Source organism: Nonomuraea sp. NPDC003709, assembly GCF_040610775.1.
Classification (GTDB): Bacteria; Actinomycetota; Actinomycetes; order Streptosporangiales; family Streptosporangiaceae; genus Nonomuraea; species Nonomuraea angiospora_A.
On sequence record NZ_JBEXMW010000005.1, the window covers coordinates 132,497 to 149,540 of the forward strand.

Consider the following 17,044-nt stretch of genomic DNA (forward strand, 5'->3'; position numbering starts at 1 on the left):
AACGCCCGATAGGGCTCACTCGGGCTTGTTGCCGGCCGAGCCGCCGACCGTGAACCGGGTGGTGACTCCCTCGTACATCAGATGGGCCGTGAGCCCTTCGGAGGCGTGGGGCAGGTTGTGGCAGTGGTCCATCCAGACGCCGGGGTTGTCGGCGACGAAGGCGATCTCGTACGTCTGGCCGATCCCGACCTCGAGGGAGTCCACCCACCAGGGGCTGCCGGTGGCGGCCACGCCGTCGCGCGTGAGCACCACCGCGTGGTGGCCGTGCAGGTGCATGGGGTGCGCCTCGCCGCTGTTGTTGGAGATGCGCATCCGCACCACGTCGCCCTCGGTCACGTGGAACATGGGCACGTCGGGGTAGAGGTGGCCGTTGATCGTCCACCACACTCCGGGGACCCCGTCGAGGAAGCCGGGGCGGCGGCCCACGTCGTACTCGAAGCGCCGGTCCGGCTTGGCGGGGTCGAACCCGAGCGGCGCCCGGGTGCCGTACGTGAGCGGGTCGAGCGTCGCCGCCGGCCGTGGCACCGGGGGCGCATCGTACGACGTCGAGCCGAGCACGACACCGGCGGGACCGCCGAGGTGGATCCGCACGGGGGAGCCGTCGGCGGGCATGGTGACCTCGAGATCGGCGCGTCCGCCGGCGGCCACCGCGACCGCCTGGTCCCGCACCGGCGCCGGCCCGCTGACCTCGGTGCCGTCCACGGCCACGAGCCGGTACGGCGCGCCGCTCACCCAGGCCGGCATCACGCCGTACTCGGTGTTGATCACCCGTACCCGGGTCCGCGCGCCGGGCGCCGCCCTGACCTGGACGTCGCCCTCGCGCCCGTTGACGGTGCGGATGCCGCCGTACAGGTGCACCAGCGCCACGACGTCTTTCACGCCGGCGGTTTCGGCCGGCGCGACGACCAGCGCGCCGAGCAGGCCGCCGCGGACCTGTTCGTGTGACATCTGGTGCGAGTGGTACCAGAAGGTGCCCGCGCGGTCGGCGACGAACCGGTAGGTGAACTCCTTGCCGATGCCGACCGCGTCCTGGGTGACGCCCGCGACGCCGTCCGCGGCGTTGGGGACGTCGACGCCGTGCCAGTGCAGCGTGATGCCGCCCGGCACCGACTCGTTGACCAGCCGGACCTGGACCAGCTGGCCCTGGACGGCCTTGATGACCGGGCCCGGCGACTGCCCGTTGAGCGTGTAGCCGTCGAAGTCGCGGCCGGAGGCCAGCCGGAACCGCTGCTTGCGGGCCACCACGGTCACCGTGACGTCGGCCGGGCGGTCCGCGTCGGCGACCAGTCCCGTCACGTCGCGCCCGCTGTGGTGGGTCGAGGCGCCTCCCATCGCATGCGCCCCGTGGTTCTGGGCGCCTCGCGGCCCGCCGCCGTAGTCCGCGTACCCCATGTCCATGACGGAGTACGCGGACGGCAGCAGGCTGGCCTGCCAGAGCCAGATCAGCGGCCCGAGCACGGCCGCCGTCGCGGCGCACGCGACGGCGGTGCGGACCCGGCCGCGACCCGGGCGGTTGCGACGCATGGGACGCGCCGTCAGCCGCGGGCCGCGTGCTGCGACCCCGGCACGGCGGCCGAGGTCACGGCCGCGCCCCGGCGCGCCGCGTAGAGCGCCACGGTGAACAGCAGCAGCGCGTTGAGGCCGTGCACGAGGCCGACCAGCGGGATGCTGTGGCCGACGAGGCCGAAGGTGATCTGCAGGACGACCAGCAGCAGCACCAGCCCGGCCGCCTTCACGGCCCCGGGGAGCTTCGCCCAGAACGAGGAGATCAGCAGGAGCAGCGCGAGGACCGGGATGACGAAGATCCCGTTCATGCCGTGGATCATGAGCCCGAGGGCCTCGGCGAACGGCGTCTCGCCGCTCTCCATGAGCGTCTTGTCGACCACGCCGCCCCCTTCGACCCACAGGCCGAGCCCGGCGTCCGCCCAGACCACCATCGACGCCTGCACGGCGACCTCGATCGCCACCAGGTAGGCCAAGACCTTGTAGACGTTTTTCATCGCATCCTCCCTGTCCGGTGTTGTCGCGAGTCACGTTAGGGAGGGTGACTTGGGGCGGAATGGTGGCAGACTTGGGACGGACTGAGAAGAGGTCAGACCGGTCGTGCCAGTCGATACTGGGTGGGCGTGACGCCGTACGAGCGGGTGAACCAGCGGGTGAGGTGGGCCTGGTCGGTGAACCCGGCCTCGACGGCCACCCGAGCCGCCGGATGGCCCTGGGCGAGCAGGCGGCGGGCGGCGCGCAGCCGCAGCTGGCGCTGGTAGTCGCTGGGCGCGAGCCCGTAGGCCGTGCGGAAGGCCCGGTAGACGGCGTACCGGCTGGAGCCGGTCCAGGCCGCGAGGTCGTCGGCGCTGATCGGCTCGGCGTGGCGGTCGTGGATCAGCTCGCGCGCCTTGGCGGCCAGCCGCGTGACGGCGGGGGCGCTGAGGGCGGCGGGCGGTCCGGGCGGCGTGCGCGCGGCCAGGTGCACGAGGGCGGCGACGGTGGAGGAGAGCAGCTCGTCGCGTTCGAGCGGCCCGGCGCCGTGCTGCAGCGCGGTGTGCAGCCGGCGCAGCCGCTCCGCGAGCACGGGCGAGCCGAGGACCGGCGCGGCGAACAGGGGCCGCCCGGCGGGGCGCCCGGTCAGGTCCCGGAGCACGTCGGTGATCAGGTCCTCGCCGATGTGCACGATCCGGTACGTGAAGCCCAGCTCGTGGGCCGCGTGCCCGTCGTGCACCTCGTCGGGGTTGAACGCCATCACCATCCCGGCCGCGCTCGTGTGCCCGGCGCCACGGCAGGTGAAGGTCTGCGCGCCGTGCTCGGTGACCCCGAAGGAGTAGGTCTCGTGGCTGTGCCGGTGGTAGCGGTGGCGCAGGAAGCTCGCGTACATGGCCTCCAGCGGCATCCCGTCCGCGCGCCAGTAGCTGGTCCACTCCCGGGGCCCGCGGCGCTCGCCGGTCATCGCATCACCATCCGGTCGTCGCCGCGCACGAGCGTACAAGACCGGCTTGGCGCCCCGGGCGCAGGCTGGATCGCTGCCGCCGCGCCCGTCTCCTCTGTCCCCCGGCGCGGACCGGCGTGGCGCGGAGGTGAACCCATGGCAAGCACTGTAACGAGCGGCACCAAACCGTACCTTCTGCTGGTCACGACGATGCTGCTGTGGGGGAGTGGCTTCGGCGCCTCCAAGGTGATCGTCGACCACCTGCCCCACTCCGTGGTCGCGACCCTGCGCTTCGGCGGCGGAGCCCTGGCGCTGCTGGTCGCCCTGCGGCTCTCCCGGCAGCCCGGTGGCCGGCGGCGGCCCCCGGTGCGCGACTGGGCGCGGGCGGCCGGCGCGGGCGTGCTGGGCGTCTTCGTCTACAACGTGCTGTTCTTCTGGGGGCTGTCGCTGGCTCCGGCGATCGACGGGAGCACCATCGTCCCGGTCATGAGTCCGGTGCTGACCACGTCCTTCCTGCTGGTCATGGGCCAGGAGCGGGCGTCGGCGGCGCGGGTGGCGGGGCTGGCGATCGGCGCGGCCGGCGCCGTGGTCTTCTTCGTGGGCTCGGGCGGGGAGGCGGGCGCGGGCCAGGGCCGGCTCGCCGGGGACCTGCTCTTCCTGCTGAGCGCCTGCTGCTGGGCGGCGTTCACGCTGATGGGCCGCCGCGTGCTCGCCGGCATCGACCCGCTCAAGGCGACGACGTACGCGACGGTGAGCGGGGTGGTGCTCCTGGCGATCTACAGCGCGCCGTCGGCCGTCGAGGTCGCCTGGCACGACGTGCCCGCCTACGTCTGGCTGAACGTGGCCTTCGTGGCGCTCGGCCCGACCGCGGTGGCGAACCTGCTGTACTACCGGGGCATCCGCGACGTGGGGCCGGCGTCGGCGTCGATCATGATGTTCGTCGTGCCCGTCGTCGGGACCGCGTGCTCTGCCCTGTTCCTGGAAGAGTCGTTCGGCACCGTGCAGGCGCTGGGCGCGGCCGTGCTGCTCGTCGGCGCCGTCCTCGCCGTCACCCAGGGCAGGCTCCCGGCACGGCGGCGCGCCGTTGTTCAGGAACCCGCCCCCGAAGCTCGACCAGGTCACCTGGCATGATGCAGGGTCTATGACCATTCACCGGCTGCCCGCCAACACACCCCGCTCGTTCTACCGGGGTGAGGGGCGCATCGGCAGGTTCCGCGGCGTCCGTCCCGCCGATGACCCGTACTTCCCGGAGGACTGGATCGCCTCGACCACGAGCCGGCACGGCGCGGCTCCCGCGGGGCTGACCACGCTGCCCGACGGCCGGTCGCTGGCCGAGGCGATCGCCGCCGATCCCGCGTGGTGGCTGGGGGAGCGGCACGTCGCCGAGCACGGCGCCGACCCGGCGATCCTGGTGAAGCTGCTCGACGCGGGCGAGCGCCTGCCGCTGCACGTGCACCCCGACCGCCGTTTCGCCGCCGCCCACCTGGCCTCGCCGTACGGGAAGACCGAGGCGTGGGTGATCGTCTCGGCCGAGCCGGGGGCTGCGGTGCACCTCGGCTTCGCCCGGGACGTCGAGCCGGGCGAGCTGGCCGGCTGGGTCGCGGACCAGCGGATCGACCGGATGCTCGACGCCACCAACCGGGTGCCGGTGCGGGCCGGCGACGCCATCCTCTGCCCCGCGGGCCTGCCGCACGCCATCGGGGCCGGGGTTCTCATGGTCGAGGTGCAGGAGCCGACCGACTTCTCCGTGCTGCTGGAGTGGGCGGGCTTCGACATTGACGGCCCGGCCGCCGGGCACCTGGGGCTCGGCTACGATCAGGCGCTCGCCTGCGTCGACAGGAGCGGCTGGGGTGAGGAAGGGCTCGCCGAGCTGAGCCGCGCCCGCCGCCCGTCGGCCGACGCCAGGCCCGGGGTCCAGCGGCTCTTCACCGAGCTCGCCGACGAGTTCTTCGCGGCCGAGCGGCTGCGGCCCGATCCGGTCAGCGTGCTGGAGCCGGCGTACTCGGTCGTCGTGATCACGGCCGGTGCCGGCTCCGTCGAGTGCGAGCACGGCGCGCCGCTCCAGGTCGTCGCCGGGGACACGCTGCTCGTCCCGTACGCGGCCGGGAAGTGCGCGCTGCGCGGCGACGTCACGGCGGTGCGCTGCAAACCAGTGTGAACCGACGGGAGTCAGGCGATCCGCGGCAGGTCGGCGAGGCGGACCTGCCCGTGCAGCGGCCGTCCCGTGACGAACCGTTCGACCTCGCCCACCGCGTACTCTCCCAGCGCGCGCAGTTCCCTGCCCCGGGCGCCGCTGACGTGCGGGGTCACCCAGACCCCGGGCGCGGACAGCAGGGGATGGCCCGCCGGCAGGGGCTCGGGGTCGGTGACGTCGAGGATCGCGTTGAGCCTGCCGGACACGCACTCGCCGGTGAGCGCTTCGGTGTCGACGAGCGTGCCGCGGGCGGTGTTGATCAGCGTGGCGCCGTCCGGCAGCAGGCCGAGGCGGCGCTTGTCCAGCAGCCGGTACGTCTCGGGCAGGGCGGGCGCGTGCACCGTCACCAGGTCGGCGCGGCGGCACAGGTCGTCGAGCCCGACCGGCTCGCAGCCGAGCTCGCGTGCCCGGTCAGTGTCCAGGTAGGGGTCGTTGAGCAGCGGCGTCACCCCGTACGGTCTGAGCCGCTCGATCACCAGCCGGCCGACGCGTGAGGCGCCGATGACGCCCACGGTGAAGGCGCCGAGCCCCGCGCGCTCGCCGGGAGCCGGCACGCCGCCGGGGCGGGGGCCGTCCGGCCAGCCGCCCGTGGCGTAGGCGTGGACCCGGCGCGGCACCGACTTGGCGGCCAGGACCAGCATCGAGATCGTGTAGTCGGCGACCGGCACCGCGTTCGCCGCGGCGGCCGACGACACCACGATGCCCCGCCGGAACACCTCGGCGGTGACGTGCTCCTTGACGCTGCCGGCGGCGTGCGCGATGGCCCGCAGCCTGGGCGCCCGCTCCAGCACGGCCGCGTCGATGCGGGGGCACCCCCAGCCGGTGATCAGCACCTCCACGTCGGCGAGCGTCCCCCCGAGGTGGGGGAGCACGGCGTCGGGGGCGTCGACCAGCCCGGCCAGCCGTTCGCGCACGTCATTGGGGAACAGCTCGCCGAACAACGCGCCGTGCATCGCGAAGGCGGCTCTCACCGCACGCTCCGCAGGCGCCCCACCGAGCTCCTGACCACGATGTGCGTGCCGAGCGTGATCGGCGGCTCGGCCAGCGGGTCCTTGCCGGACAGCGCGAGGCGTACGGCCGCCCGGCCCAGCTCGGCGTGCGGCAGGTGGACGGTCGTCAGCCCGATGTCCTCGGCCGGGGGCACGTCGTCGTAGCCGACGATGGAGACGTCCTCGGGGACGCGCAGGCCGTGCTCGTGGATCGCCTGTACGGCCCCGGCGGCGATCACGTCGGTGGCGGCGAAGACCGCGGTGAAGTCGTCGTGCCCGGCGGCGAGCCGCCGCTTCATGGCCGCGTACCCGCTGGCCCGGTCGAAGTCGCAGGGCACCTCGAGCGCCGGGTCGTGGCCGAGCCGGTGGTCGGAGAGGGCCGCCCGGTAACCCGCCACGCGGCTGTCGGACGTGGTGTGGCCGGGGCGCAGCCCCAGGTAGAGGATGCGCCGGTGCCCGGCCGACAGCAGGTGGGCGGTGACCGCGTGGGCTCCGCCCGTGTTGTCGAACCCGACGGTGAGCGCCGGGACCCCCTCGCCGAGCGGCGGCCGGCCGCACAGCACCAGGCGCGAGCCCGAGGAGGCCAGCCCGTGGGCGTAGTGCGTCATGCGTTCGCGGTAATCGTCGTCCAGGATCACGCTGCCCACCAGGATCACCGCCTCGGCGCGCTGCTCGCGCATCATCCGGACGATGCTGAGCTCGCGCTCCATGTCGCCGCCGGTGGTGCAGATGAGCGACAGGCGGCCCTCGGCGGCGGCCTGCTCCTCCACGCCCTGGGCGATGTAGGCGTAGTAGGGCACGGACACCGAGTTGACGACGATCGCCACGGCTCCGGGCGAGGCCACGGACAGGGCCCTGGCCTGGGCGTTCGGCACGTAGTCCAGCTCGCGCACCGCGCGCAGCACCTTGTGCCTGGTGCTCGGCTGCACCGGGTAGTCGCCCGCCAGGGTGCGCGAGACGGTCGCCACCGAGACCCCGGCCTGCTTGGCGACGTCGCGGATGGTGACGCGTTTAGCCGGTCCAGACAACGCGCTCCCCCACGGGTCCGTTGCGGGTGTAGCCGGGCTCGCGGCCGAGCGCGACCGTGACCCTTGATCCAGCGGCATCATTCCACGAGACCTCGTCGCCCTTCACCCGGATATCCGGCGCCTGCGCGGGGGAGCCGCGGCCCAGCCGCACCGCCGAGACGTAGACCGCGGCGCCGCCCGGGTGGGCGCCGACCAGGTACGGCGTGGCGGAGTGCGGGCCGATCGCGTTCTCGTCCTGGCGCAGCGCCGCCTGGGCGGTGCGCCAGCCGTGCAGCCCGGCGATCTCGCTCACCAGGCCGCTCACGGGCCCGCTCACAGGGCCGCTCCCTGGGCCGCTCCCTGGGCCGCTCCCTGGGCCGCTCCCTGGGCCGGTCGCCACTGACGCGGTGAGCCCGGCCAGGGTGACCGCGCACGGCTCGCCGGAGGCGAGGGCGTGACCGCCGTCGCGGACCACGCTGCCCGCCGGGGCGGTGACGCGGTGCACGCGCACCTCCCACGGGCCGTCGAGCACGGAGGCGGTCTCCACGACGACCTCGCCGTCGGCGTAGCGGGAGGCGGCGAAGCCGTGGGCGATGCCGATGCGCTCGATGCGGCGGCGGCGGGTGGCGCGCCCGTCGGGGAGCAGCACGGCGAGATGGTTGTCGACGTTCTCGGCCCGGCCGCCGGGGCCGGTCTCGGGCGCGGTGTGCGTGGAGTAGCCGAGTTTGGCGTAGTGCGGGTCGTCCTTGGCGCTGTCGGGGTCGTTGCCGTCGCTGCCGTGGTTGACCAGGTGGGTGACGCCGTCGGTGCGGTGCAGGAGCCAGCCGGGCGCGGGCAGGGCCAGGGCGAGGTCGCCCTCGCCGGGCGCGGTGGCCGGGGCCGTCCAGACGGGGTGGTCCGGGCCGAGCAGCAGTCCCAGGAATCCCTTGCTCGCCCAGTACGGCGACGCGGGACCCGAATATCCCTGCGTCGTCGGCAGGTGCGGCCGGTGCCACCCCAGGGTGAGCAGGCCGCGCTCGTCGGGCACGCCGTGGGCGGCGAAGTGGTCGAGCGTGCGGCCCGCCATCAGGCGCGTGGTCCCCGGCCCGACGGGGGAGGCGTCGAAGATCGCGCCGAGCCAGAGCGGGGCCAGGCTCGCCATCCGGTACGTGAGCGACCGGCCCTGGTGCATCGGCGCGCCGTCGGGGGCGAAGAAGTGCCGGTAGCCGTCCAGGAACGTGCGCAGCCGCTCCTTGTGGACCGTGGCGTCGGCGCCCGACATCCTGGCCCACCACAGCGTGTAGAGGTGGATCGCCCAGCCGCAGTAGTAGTCGTAGTTCTGCCCGGCGCCGTCGGTGTACCAGCCGTCGCCGACGTACCAGCGCTCCACGTCGGCGAGGTGTCCGTCGATCTCGCCCTGGTCGTACGGCCCGCCGACCCCGGCCAGGAACTGCTCGACGATCACCTTGAACAGCACCCAGTTGCACGGCCAGGCGCGCTTGCCCACGATCCCGCCCAGCCAGGACACCACCCGCTCCTGGACGCCGGGGTCGAGCCGGTCGAACAGCAGCGGCCGGGTCTCGTGCAGCGCGATCGCGATCGAGGCGGCCTCCACGATCGTCTGGTTCAGATCGGTGATGGCCGGCCAGGCGTACTCGTGGCCGGGGTCGGTGCCGTGCGCGAGCCCGTCGGCGTAGCGCTCCAGCAGGCCCGCGGGCGCGCCGGCCGGGTCGCCCGCGAGGCGGAACGCGGCGAGCAGGAAGGTGCGCGCGAACCCTTCGAGCCCGTCGGAGCCGGGCCCCGACCAGCTCGTCCGGCCCGGCAGCCGGTACTGCGCGAAGCCGGGGGAGGCGTACGGCAGCACGGCGTCGAGCAGCCCGTCCGCCGTCTTCACCCAGTGCTCGCGAGGGCGGTCAGCGCGCACGACTACCTCCAGGTAACCGGTTACTCGTCGGCTCGGGCCGAACATACGCACGCGCCACAAGCGCCGTCAAGGGCGGTTCTGTCCGAAGGTAACGAGATGCTAACAACTCCGCCTAGCCGCACGGTGAACCCGCTGCTAAGTCCGGCATTTCGGGAATCTTCGCCGCGCGGACGGGTCTTGACGACCGTGTCAACGGCTTTTAACGTTCAGCGCAACTTGTCGAGTAACCGGTTACCAAGCCATCCGCCCCCAGCCGTTCTTGGAGTCTCGACATGGCCTATCGACCCGATCCCTCCAGCCTCAGCCGTCGCGACCTGATCAGGCTCGGCGGCGGCGCCCTCCTCGTCACCACGTCGCTGTCGGCGTGCACCGCCACCGGATCACAGGGCGGATCGCAGCCGTCGAAGAGCGCACCTCCGGCCGATCGCCCGCTGGAGGCCCCGATGCTCGCCGACCAGATCAAGGCGGGCAAGCTGCCCCCGCTCGCCGAACGGCTGCCCGAGATGGCCGACCGCCTGGTCGTGGACGGGCCCCAGGGCCTGGGCGGCTACGGCGGCACGTACCACGGCGCCTGCCTCGGCGAGGGCGACGACCCGTGGCTGGAGCGCCTGATCGGCTACGAGCCGATGCTGCGCATGGACCCGGCCGGCAAGACGACGCTGCCCGGCACGTTCAAGGAGGTCGCCGGCAACGCCGACGGCACCGAGTACACCCTGCACATGCGCAAGGGCATGCGCTGGTCGGACGGCGAGCCGTTCACCGCGGACGACGTGATGTTCGCGATCGAGGACGTCTACTTCAACGAGCAGGTCACCGCCACGGGGGTGCCGCCGCTGCTGCACGTGAATGGCGAGCGCGCCAAGGTGGAGAAGGTCGACGACCACACGGTGAAGCTCACCTTCGCCAAGCCCAAGGGCGACTTCGTCGACGGCTGCCGCACCGCCACCTGGACGGGGGCCAACTTCGGTTTCTACCCCAAGCACTACCTGAAGGACTTCCACCCGACGTACAACAAGGACGTCGACAAGGACATGGAGAAGAAGGGGTTCGGCGAGTTCGCGGCCTACTGGGAGGACCGGATCAAGTGGTGGAACAACCCCGAACGCCCGACCCTGCACGCGTGGGTGGTGACCGACCCGCTCAACACCGGCGATCGGGCGGTGGCCGAGCGTAACCCGTACTACTGGAAGGTCGACTCCGGCGGCGCGCAGCTGCCCTACATCGACAAGCTGGAGTTCGCGATCATCCAGGAGGCCGAGGTGATGCTGCTCCAGGGCGTGGACGGCAAGCTCGACTTCCACGCCCGGCACATCAACTCCGACGTGAACAAGCCGGTGCTGGCCGAGGGACGCCAGAAGGGCGGCTACCACTTCATCAAGGTCGAGCCGACCACGATGAACCGGATGATCATCTCCCTGAACCTGTGCCACAAGAACAAGGAGCTGCGCGAGGTCTTCAGGAACAAGGACTTCCGCGTCGGCCTGTCCCACGCCATCGACCGGCAGAACATCATCAACACCGCCTACCAGCGCCAGGGCGAGCCCTGGCAGGCGGCGCCGCACCGCAACTCGGAGTTCTTCGACGAGCAGATGGCCAAGCAGTACACGCAGTACGACGTGAACCTGGCCAACCAGCACCTCGACAAGGTGGGGCTGAGCAAGAAGGACGGCGAGGGCTTCCGCCTGCTGCCGGGCGGCGACCGGCTGCGCTTCTCGCTCGACCTGATCACGCTGTTCCCCGAGTGGGCCAACGCCGCCGAGCTGGTCCGCCAGAACTGGGCGGCAGTCGGCGTCGAGATGAAGGTCAACCCGATCGAGCGCACCCTGTTCTACGACCGCAAGGCGGCCAAGGCCAACGACCACGACGCGAACGTCTGGGCCGGGGACGGCGGCCTGCGCATCGAGATCGACGAGCCGCGCTGGTGGTTCCCCAACGGGGAGGAGTCCAACTACGCCACCCGCTGGGGCATGTACTTCCAGACCCTTGGCAAGAGCGCGGACGGGGAGAAGCCGCCCGCGCAGACGCTGCGCCAGATGGAGCTCTACTGGCAGATGCGGACCGAGCCCGACCAGGCCAAGCGCAAGGAGCTGTTCCGGCAGGTCCTCGCGATCGCCAAGGAGCAGTTCTACGCCATCGGGATCGTCCTGCCCACCGACGGCTATGCGATCGTCAGCAACAAGCTGAAGAACGTGCCGGCCGGCTATCCCGACGCCTTCCAGTTCCTCTCGCCCGGGCTCGTCAACGTGCCGACCTGGTACTTCGGGGCCTGAGAAGATGCTGCGCTACCTCGGCAGGCGCGTCCTCGTCCTCATCCCGACGCTGGTCGCCATCTCCGTCATCACGTTCGTGGTGATCCAGCTCCCGCCGGGCGACTACCTGACCACGCTGACCGCGCAGCGGGCCGCCCAGGGCGACGCCGTGCCCACGGGCGAGGTGGCCCGGCTGACCGAGCGCTACGGGCTGGACCAGCCGGTCGTCGTGCAGTACTGGCAGTGGATCTCCAACATCCTGTTCCACGGCGACTTCGGCGAGTCCTTCGACTACGCCCGGCCGGTCACCGCGCTGCTCGCCGAGCGGCTGCCGCTGACGATCACGCTGTCGCTGGTCACGCTGGTCTTCATCTGGGCGGTGTCGTTCCCCATCGGCGTCTACTCCGCGATCCGGCAGTACTCCGCGGGCGACTACACCTTCACCTTCCTCGGCTATCTCGGGCTCGCCGTGCCGAACTTCCTGATCGCGCTCGTGCTGATGTGGGTCGGGCTCAAGTTCTTCGGCCTGAACGCGGGCGGGATCCTGTCGCCGGAGTACCGCGACGCCCCGTGGAGCCTGGCCAAGGTGGGCGATCTGGTGGCCCATCTGTGGATCCCGATCGTCATCTGGGGCACGGCCGGCACCGCGGGCAACATCCGCGTCCTCCGCGCCAATCTGCTGGACGAGCTGCGCAAGCCGTACGTGGTGGCGGCCAGGGCACGCGGCATGCCCGAACGGAAGATGACGATCATGTATCCGGTGCGGGTGGCGATGAACCCGTTCTTCTCCACCATCGGCTGGGTCCTGCCCGGCCTGATCGCGGCGGATGCGATCACCTCCAAGGTGCTCAACCTGCAGACCACCGGGCCGCTGATGCTGCGCGCGCTGCTCGCCCAGGACATGTACCTGGCCGGGGCGATCCTGCTGATCAGCGCCGTGCTGGTGGTGGTCGGCACGCTGGTCTCCGACCTCGCGCTCGGCTGGCTGGACCCGCGCGTCCGGCTCAGGTACTAGGAGGGCCCGATCGTGAAGGATGAGACCCTCGCTGTCGCGTCGCAGTGGAAGCTCGTCTGGTGGGGCTTCAAGCGCCACCGGGTCGCGCTGGTCTGCGGCTTCGTCACCGTCGCCATCTACCTGGTGGCGGTCTTCGCGCCGTTCCTCGCTCCCGGCTCCGGCCAGAAGACCAACGCCGACTACACCTACGCGCCGCCGCAGGCGCTGCGCTTCGACACCGATACCGGGCTGTACGTCCACCCGTACACGTTCAAGCAGGACCCGGAGACGCTGGCGCTGTCGTTCGAGGCCGACGAGGGCAAGAAGGTGCCGGTCGGGTTCTTCGTCAGGGGCGAGCCGTACGAGCTGCTCGGATTCATCCCCTGGGACCGGCACCTGATCGGCCCTTCGAGCGGGGGACACATGTACCTGCTGGGCACCGACTCCGTGGGCCGTGACCTGCTGTCCAGGATCATCCAGGGCACCACGGTCTCCATGTCGATCGGGCTGGTCGGCGTGCTGCTCTCGCTGGTGCTGGGCATCGTGCTCGGCGGCGTGTCGGGATACGTGGGCGGCCGGACCGACACCGTGATCCAGCGTGTCATCGAGATCATCATGTCGATCCCGACGATCCCGCTGTGGATGGCGCTGTTCGCGGCCGTGCCGGCCTCGTGGAGCCAGCTCGAACGCTACTTCGCGCTCACCGTCGTCATCTCGCTGGTCGGCTGGACCGGCATGGCCAGGGAGGTGCGCGGCAAGTTCTTCGCCGTACGCGGCGAGGAGTACGTGATGGCCGCGACCGCCGACGGCGCCGGGCGCCTGCGCATCATGTTCCGGCACATGCTGCCGTCGTTCACCAGCCACATCATCGCCAACCTGTCGCTGTCGATCCCGTCGGTGATCCTGGCCGAGACCGCGCTGTCGTTCATCGGGCTCGGCCTGCAGACCCCGATGATCAGCTGGGGCGTCCTGCTGCAGGAGGCGCAGAACATCCGGGCCGTGTCCACCGCGCCCTGGATGCTGATCCCCGGCATCGCGGTCGTGGTGACCGTGCTGGCCATGAACTTCTTCGGCGACGGCCTCCGTGACGCGGCCGACCCGTACAAGCACTGACGCGGGAGGACCTCGTGGAAGAGCCGCTGCTCAGGATCGAAGGGCTGCGCACCCACTTCTTCACCTCGGAAGGCGTGCTCAAGGCCGTGGACGGGGTGGACCTGCCGGTGCCGGCGGGCAGGACGGTCTGCCTGGTCGGCGAGTCGGGGTGCGGCAAGTCCGTCACCGCGCGCTCGATCCTGCAGCTCGTGGACCGGCCGGGCCGGATCGTCGAGGGCTCGATCCGCTGGAAGGGCGCGACCGACCTGGCCGGGCTCGACCCGGCCGGGGAGGAGCTGCGGCGGGTGCGCGGCGGCGAGATCGGCATGATCTTCCAGGAGCCGATGGCGTCCCTGTCGCCCATGTACACCGTGGGCGCGCAGCTCTCCCAGGCCCTGCGGCTGCATCGCGACCTGACCCGGCAGGAGGCCCGGCAGGAAGGCGTCGCGCTGCTGCGCAAGGTCGGCATCCCGGACGCCGAGCGGCGCTTCGACGCCTACCCGTTCCAGCTGTCGGGCGGCATGTGCCAGCGCGTGATGATCGCGATCGCGCTGTGCTGCGACCCGGCGCTGCTGATCGCCGACGAGCCGACCACCGCGCTCGACGTCACCACCCAGGCGCGCATCCTCGACCTGATGATGGACCTGCGCGCGCAGAACGACATGGCGATCCTGTTCATCACCCACGACCTCGGCGTGGTCGCGGAGATCGCCGACGAGGTCGCCGTGATGTACCTCGGCAAGATCGTCGAGCACGGCACCGTGGCGGAGATCTTCTCCGACCCCCGCCACCCGTACACGCGCGCCCTGCTCCGCTCGATCCCGGAGCTGCGGGGCAGCGGGGCCCGCCGGCGGCTGACCGCGATCCGCGGCATGGTGCCGTCGCTGCACCGGGTGCCGGACGGGTGCCCGTTCCACACCCGCTGCGACCACGCGATCGACGGGCTCTGCGACACCACGCCACCCCCGATCAAGAGGTACGGCGAGGCGCACGTGGCCTCCTGCCACCTCGACGAGGTCCCGGCCGAGCCCCCGGCCGAGCTCCCAGCCGCTGTGCTCCAGGTCGCCGAGCGGGCCGCCCCCGCCCCCGAGGCGGCCGGACCCCTGCTCAGGGTCGAGGGGCTGGCCAAGCACTACCCGATCGGCGGCGGCCTGTTCCGCCGGCCGACGGGGGTCGTCCGCGCCGTGGACGGGGTCGATCTGACGATCCTGCCCGGCCGGACGCTCGGCCTGGTGGGGGAGTCGGGCTGCGGGAAGACCACGCTCGGCCGCTGCGTCGCGCGGCTGGCCGACCCGACCGCGGGCCGGATCCTCTACCGGACGGAGTCGGGGGACGAGGTCGATCTCGCCACGGTGACCGGGGCCCGGCTGAAGGGGTTCAGGAGGCAGATCCGGGTGATCTTCCAGGACCCGTTCTCCTCGCTCAACCCCCGGATGACGCTCCAGCAGATCGTCGGCGAACCCCTCAGGACCCACGGCATCGCCTCCGGCGGCGAGCTGACGGACCGGGTGGCGGACATGCTGGCCCGCGTCGGGCTCCGGCCGGAGTACATGCGGCGCTATCCGCACGCGTTCTCCGGCGGCCAGCGGCAGCGCATCAACATCGCGCGTGCGCTGATCACCGGGCCCCGGCTCGTGGTGGCCGACGAACCGGTCTCCGCGCTGGACGTGTCCGTCCGCGCCCAGATCCTGAACCTGCTCACCGACCTGCAGGAGGAGCTCGGGCTGACGTACCTGTTCATCTCGCACGACCTGTCGGTGGTGGAGCACATCAGCGACCGGGTCACGGTCATGTACCTGGGCAAGGTCGTGGAGGACGCCGGCACGGCCGACCTCTACCGGCAGCCGCGCCACCCGTACACCGAGGCGCTGCTGCACGCCGTGCCGGTGCCCGACCCGGGCCGGCGGCGGGAGCGGCACGCGTACGAGATCGCCGACGACCTGCCCGACCCGGCCGCGCCGCCGCCCGGGTGCCGCTTCCACACCCGGTGCGCGCACGTCCGCGCCGAGCTGTGCCGCACCGACGTGCCCGACCTGCGCGCGTACGGCGAGCGGCGGGCGGCCTGCCACCACGCGGCCGAGCTCACCCTCGCCGGGGTGGGGTCAATGGCACGTGAAGCGGAGGTCGACGGCCGGATGGCCGGGCGGGACGTGTAGCCGCAGGCGGTGGACGGTGTCGGGGCGGCCGTGGTGGTCGCGGGTGGCGAGCGTCTCGACCGTCGCCGCGAACCCGGGATGGTCGAGGGTGACCAGGCCGTCCCAGCTCACCCGGTTTCCACGCGGTTCAGGGCGGATCCGGCTGATGAACACCTCCTCGACCGGGACGTCGCCGGTGAACTCGTCACGCAGGTCGAGCCGGCCGTCCCGGTGCCAGCGGAAGCGGCGGACCACGGGCGACGGGTACGCGGAGCTGAGGTCGAGCGCGAAGGTCAGGCCGTCGGGCGTCTCGGCGTACTCCAGCACCTTGGCACGCCCGCCGCGCTGGGGGACGCCGCCGACGACCGGGAGCGAGTGGCCCTCCGCCGAGGGGTGCAGGAAGGTGTGGCGCCGGTCGCCGAAGTAGTCCCGCGTGTACTCGCCGGCCCCGAGGTCGTCGAGCACGTTGCGGCCGCCGGCCCTGAGGACGAAGTGGCCGAGGTCGTCGTGGTTGTGCGGCTCGTCGTTGTGCCCGCCCTTGGCCGCGAAGCCGTGGCCGTGCTCCCCCCGGTCCACCACCCAGGCCAGGTCGGGCAGGTAGCTGGTGGTCTCCACCGGCCGTGACGGCACCGGGCGGTACCAGGCGAGCGTCCTGGACAGGTGGCCCCACCGGTAGCAGTGGTCGGCGTGGAAGGAGGGGACGCTATCCGGCCCGGGGGTGCCGAAACGCTCGGCCAGCCTGGTGAGCAGGCCGGCCGGGAGGAACGGGTCGTCCGTCGTGTCCGAGAACGGCACGTGCCCGCCGTCGGCGAAGCGCACCCGGTGCGGGAACGCGGCCATCGCGGCCACCTTGGGATGGTCGAGCAGATCCTCCCCGGTGAGCTCGTGCAGCGCCTCGGCGAAGTAGACGAAGTAGCCGAACCCGTAGACCCAGTACGCGACGCCTTCGACGCAGCCGCCGTCGTCGCCGTACCCGTTCAGGAATCGCCGCATCGCGGCCCGGCACCGCTCAAGCACCGGCTCGGGGTCGTCCAGCACGGCGAGCGCCGCCATCCCGGCGGCGCCTCCGCACACCGCCTCCCAGTTGTTGCCGAACCCCTCCCACTCCATGGGACGCGGGTCCAGGAACCGGTCGAGGACCCGTTTCCGGACCTCGGCGCGGGCCCGCTCGCCGACCACCGGGTCCACCCGCCCGGCGAGCTCGGCCAGTGTGTGGGCGGTCTCGCAGGCGAACAGGTCGACGGGCATCGACCGGTGGGCGGGCAGCACCCACGTGTACTCGTCGCAGGTCGCCCACACCACGTCGTCGAGCGCATCCCCGAAGGGATCGAGCAGGGCCAGGGCCGCCAGCCTGGCGCGGCGGCCGAAGTAGCGCCGCTCGTAGCCCAGCCGCTCTCCCGTGCGCCCGTACTCGCGGAAGGCCGTGTACGGCAGGCCGGGCAGCGGCTCGTCGCTCGCCGCGACCTCGCGGATCTCGCGTTCCAGAGCGGACAGAGCGGACAGCACGGATCCGATCATAAGGAAAGGGCGGCCCACGGCATCCCGCCGGGGCCGCCCGCTT

The 17,044-nt window shown here is 72.2% G+C and carries 13 protein-coding genes; 6 read left to right on the forward strand and 7 right to left on the reverse strand.

Annotated features, from left to right (window positions below):
• Positions 1-15 precede the first annotated feature (15 nt).
• The 3 genes from ABZX61_RS16995 to ABZX61_RS17005 all read right to left on the reverse strand — a co-directional run bounded on the left by ABZX61_RS16995 (position 16) and on the right by ABZX61_RS17005 (position 2,941).
• A complete protein-coding gene (locus tag ABZX61_RS16995) occupies positions 16-1,524 on the reverse strand; it encodes a multicopper oxidase family protein (RefSeq protein WP_355195407.1) in 1,509 nt (502 codons plus the stop codon).
• An 11-nt stretch (positions 1,525-1,535) separates the two neighbouring features.
• Positions 1,536-2,000 carry a hypothetical protein gene (locus ABZX61_RS17000; protein WP_355195408.1) on the reverse strand — a complete coding sequence of 155 codons (465 nt, stop codon included), beginning with the start codon at positions 1,998-2,000 and terminating at the stop codon, positions 1,536-1,538.
• Between the two features lie 92 nt (positions 2,001-2,092).
• A complete protein-coding gene (locus ABZX61_RS17005) occupies positions 2,093-2,941 on the reverse strand; it encodes an AraC family transcriptional regulator (RefSeq protein ID WP_350738115.1) in 849 nt (282 codons plus the stop codon).
• Positions 2,942-3,076: 135 nt separating this feature from the next.
• On the opposite strand from ABZX61_RS17005, the gene ABZX61_RS17010 reads away from it, so the two are divergent.
• Both ABZX61_RS17010 and ABZX61_RS17015 read left to right on the forward strand, forming a co-directional pair.
• Positions 3,077-4,051 (forward strand): DMT family transporter, encoded by a 975-nt coding sequence (locus ABZX61_RS17010; RefSeq protein WP_355195410.1) that lies wholly within the window; start codon positions 3,077-3,079, stop codon positions 4,049-4,051.
• Positions 4,052-4,061: 10 nt separating this feature from the next.
• Positions 4,062-5,078, forward strand: a complete 1,017-nt coding sequence (locus tag ABZX61_RS17015; protein WP_355195412.1) for a class I mannose-6-phosphate isomerase — start codon at positions 4,062-4,064, stop codon at positions 5,076-5,078.
• An 11-nt stretch (positions 5,079-5,089) separates the two neighbouring features.
• On the opposite strand, the gene ABZX61_RS17020 is transcribed toward ABZX61_RS17015, so the two are convergent.
• Genes ABZX61_RS17020 through ABZX61_RS17030 form a run of 3 tightly spaced genes read right to left on the reverse strand, consistent with a single transcriptional unit; the run spans position 5,090 to position 9,013 of the window.
• Complete coding sequence (locus ABZX61_RS17020; protein ID WP_355195414.1) at positions 5,090-6,085, reverse strand: hydroxyacid dehydrogenase; 996 nt, start codon at positions 6,083-6,085, stop codon at positions 5,090-5,092.
• Positions 6,082-7,131, reverse strand: coding sequence for a LacI family DNA-binding transcriptional regulator (locus ABZX61_RS17025; RefSeq protein WP_355195416.1), 1,050 nt, complete (start codon positions 7,129-7,131; stop codon positions 6,082-6,084). Before ABZX61_RS17025 ends, ABZX61_RS17020 begins: the two co-directional genes overlap by 4 nt.
• On the reverse strand, positions 7,115-9,013 hold the full coding sequence (locus ABZX61_RS17030; protein ID WP_355195417.1) for a DUF2264 domain-containing protein: 1,899 nt from the start codon (positions 9,011-9,013) through the stop codon (positions 7,115-7,117). The genes ABZX61_RS17025 and ABZX61_RS17030 overlap by 17 nt, the downstream gene beginning before the upstream one ends.
• 272 nt (positions 9,014-9,285) lie before the next feature.
• On the opposite strand from ABZX61_RS17030, the gene ABZX61_RS17035 reads away from it, so the two are divergent.
• From ABZX61_RS17035 to ABZX61_RS17050, 4 genes are read left to right on the forward strand one after another with little or no spacing between them, the layout of a single operon-like run.
• Positions 9,286-11,283, forward strand: a complete 1,998-nt coding sequence (locus tag ABZX61_RS17035) for an ABC transporter substrate-binding protein (RefSeq protein ID WP_355195419.1) — start codon at positions 9,286-9,288, stop codon at positions 11,281-11,283.
• A 4-nt stretch (positions 11,284-11,287) separates the two neighbouring features.
• Positions 11,288-12,277: an ABC transporter permease gene (locus tag ABZX61_RS17040; protein WP_355195421.1), complete on the forward strand. Its 990-nt coding sequence runs from the start codon at positions 11,288-11,290 to the stop codon at positions 12,275-12,277.
• A gap of 12 nt (positions 12,278-12,289) precedes the next feature.
• Positions 12,290-13,369, forward strand: coding sequence for an ABC transporter permease (locus ABZX61_RS17045; RefSeq protein WP_355195422.1), 1,080 nt, complete (start codon positions 12,290-12,292; stop codon positions 13,367-13,369).
• A 14-nt stretch (positions 13,370-13,383) separates the two neighbouring features.
• Complete coding sequence (locus ABZX61_RS17050) at positions 13,384-15,504, forward strand: ABC transporter ATP-binding protein (RefSeq protein WP_355195424.1); 2,121 nt, start codon at positions 13,384-13,386, stop codon at positions 15,502-15,504.
• On the opposite strand, the gene ABZX61_RS17055 is transcribed toward ABZX61_RS17050, so the two are convergent.
• Positions 15,451-16,989 (reverse strand): heparinase II/III family protein, encoded by a 1,539-nt coding sequence (locus ABZX61_RS17055; protein WP_355195426.1) that lies wholly within the window; start codon positions 16,987-16,989, stop codon positions 15,451-15,453. The two genes, ABZX61_RS17050 and ABZX61_RS17055, sit on opposite strands and share 54 nt — an antisense overlap.
• Positions 16,990-17,044: the final 55 nt, after the last annotated feature.

Bases quoted from the DNA above. Each gene is read 5' to 3' on its own strand.
- ABZX61_RS16995 (WP_355195407.1), bottom strand. From the start codon at position 1,524: ATGCGTCGCAACCGCCCGGGTCGCGGCCGGGTCCGCACCGCCGTCGCG.
- ABZX61_RS17000 (WP_355195408.1), bottom strand. From the start codon at position 2,000: ATGAAAAACGTCTACAAGGTCTTGGCCTACCTGGTGGCGATCGAGGTC.
- ABZX61_RS17005 (WP_350738115.1), bottom strand. From the start codon at position 2,941: ATGACCGGCGAGCGCCGCGGGCCCCGGGAGTGGACCAGCTACTGGCGC.
- ABZX61_RS17010 (WP_355195410.1), top strand. From the start codon at position 3,077: ATGGCAAGCACTGTAACGAGCGGCACCAAACCGTACCTTCTGCTGGTC.
- ABZX61_RS17015 (WP_355195412.1), top strand. From the start codon at position 4,062: ATGACCATTCACCGGCTGCCCGCCAACACACCCCGCTCGTTCTACCGG.
- ABZX61_RS17035 (WP_355195419.1), top strand. From the start codon at position 9,286: ATGGCCTATCGACCCGATCCCTCCAGCCTCAGCCGTCGCGACCTGATC.
- ABZX61_RS17040 (WP_355195421.1), top strand. From the start codon at position 11,288: ATGCTGCGCTACCTCGGCAGGCGCGTCCTCGTCCTCATCCCGACGCTG.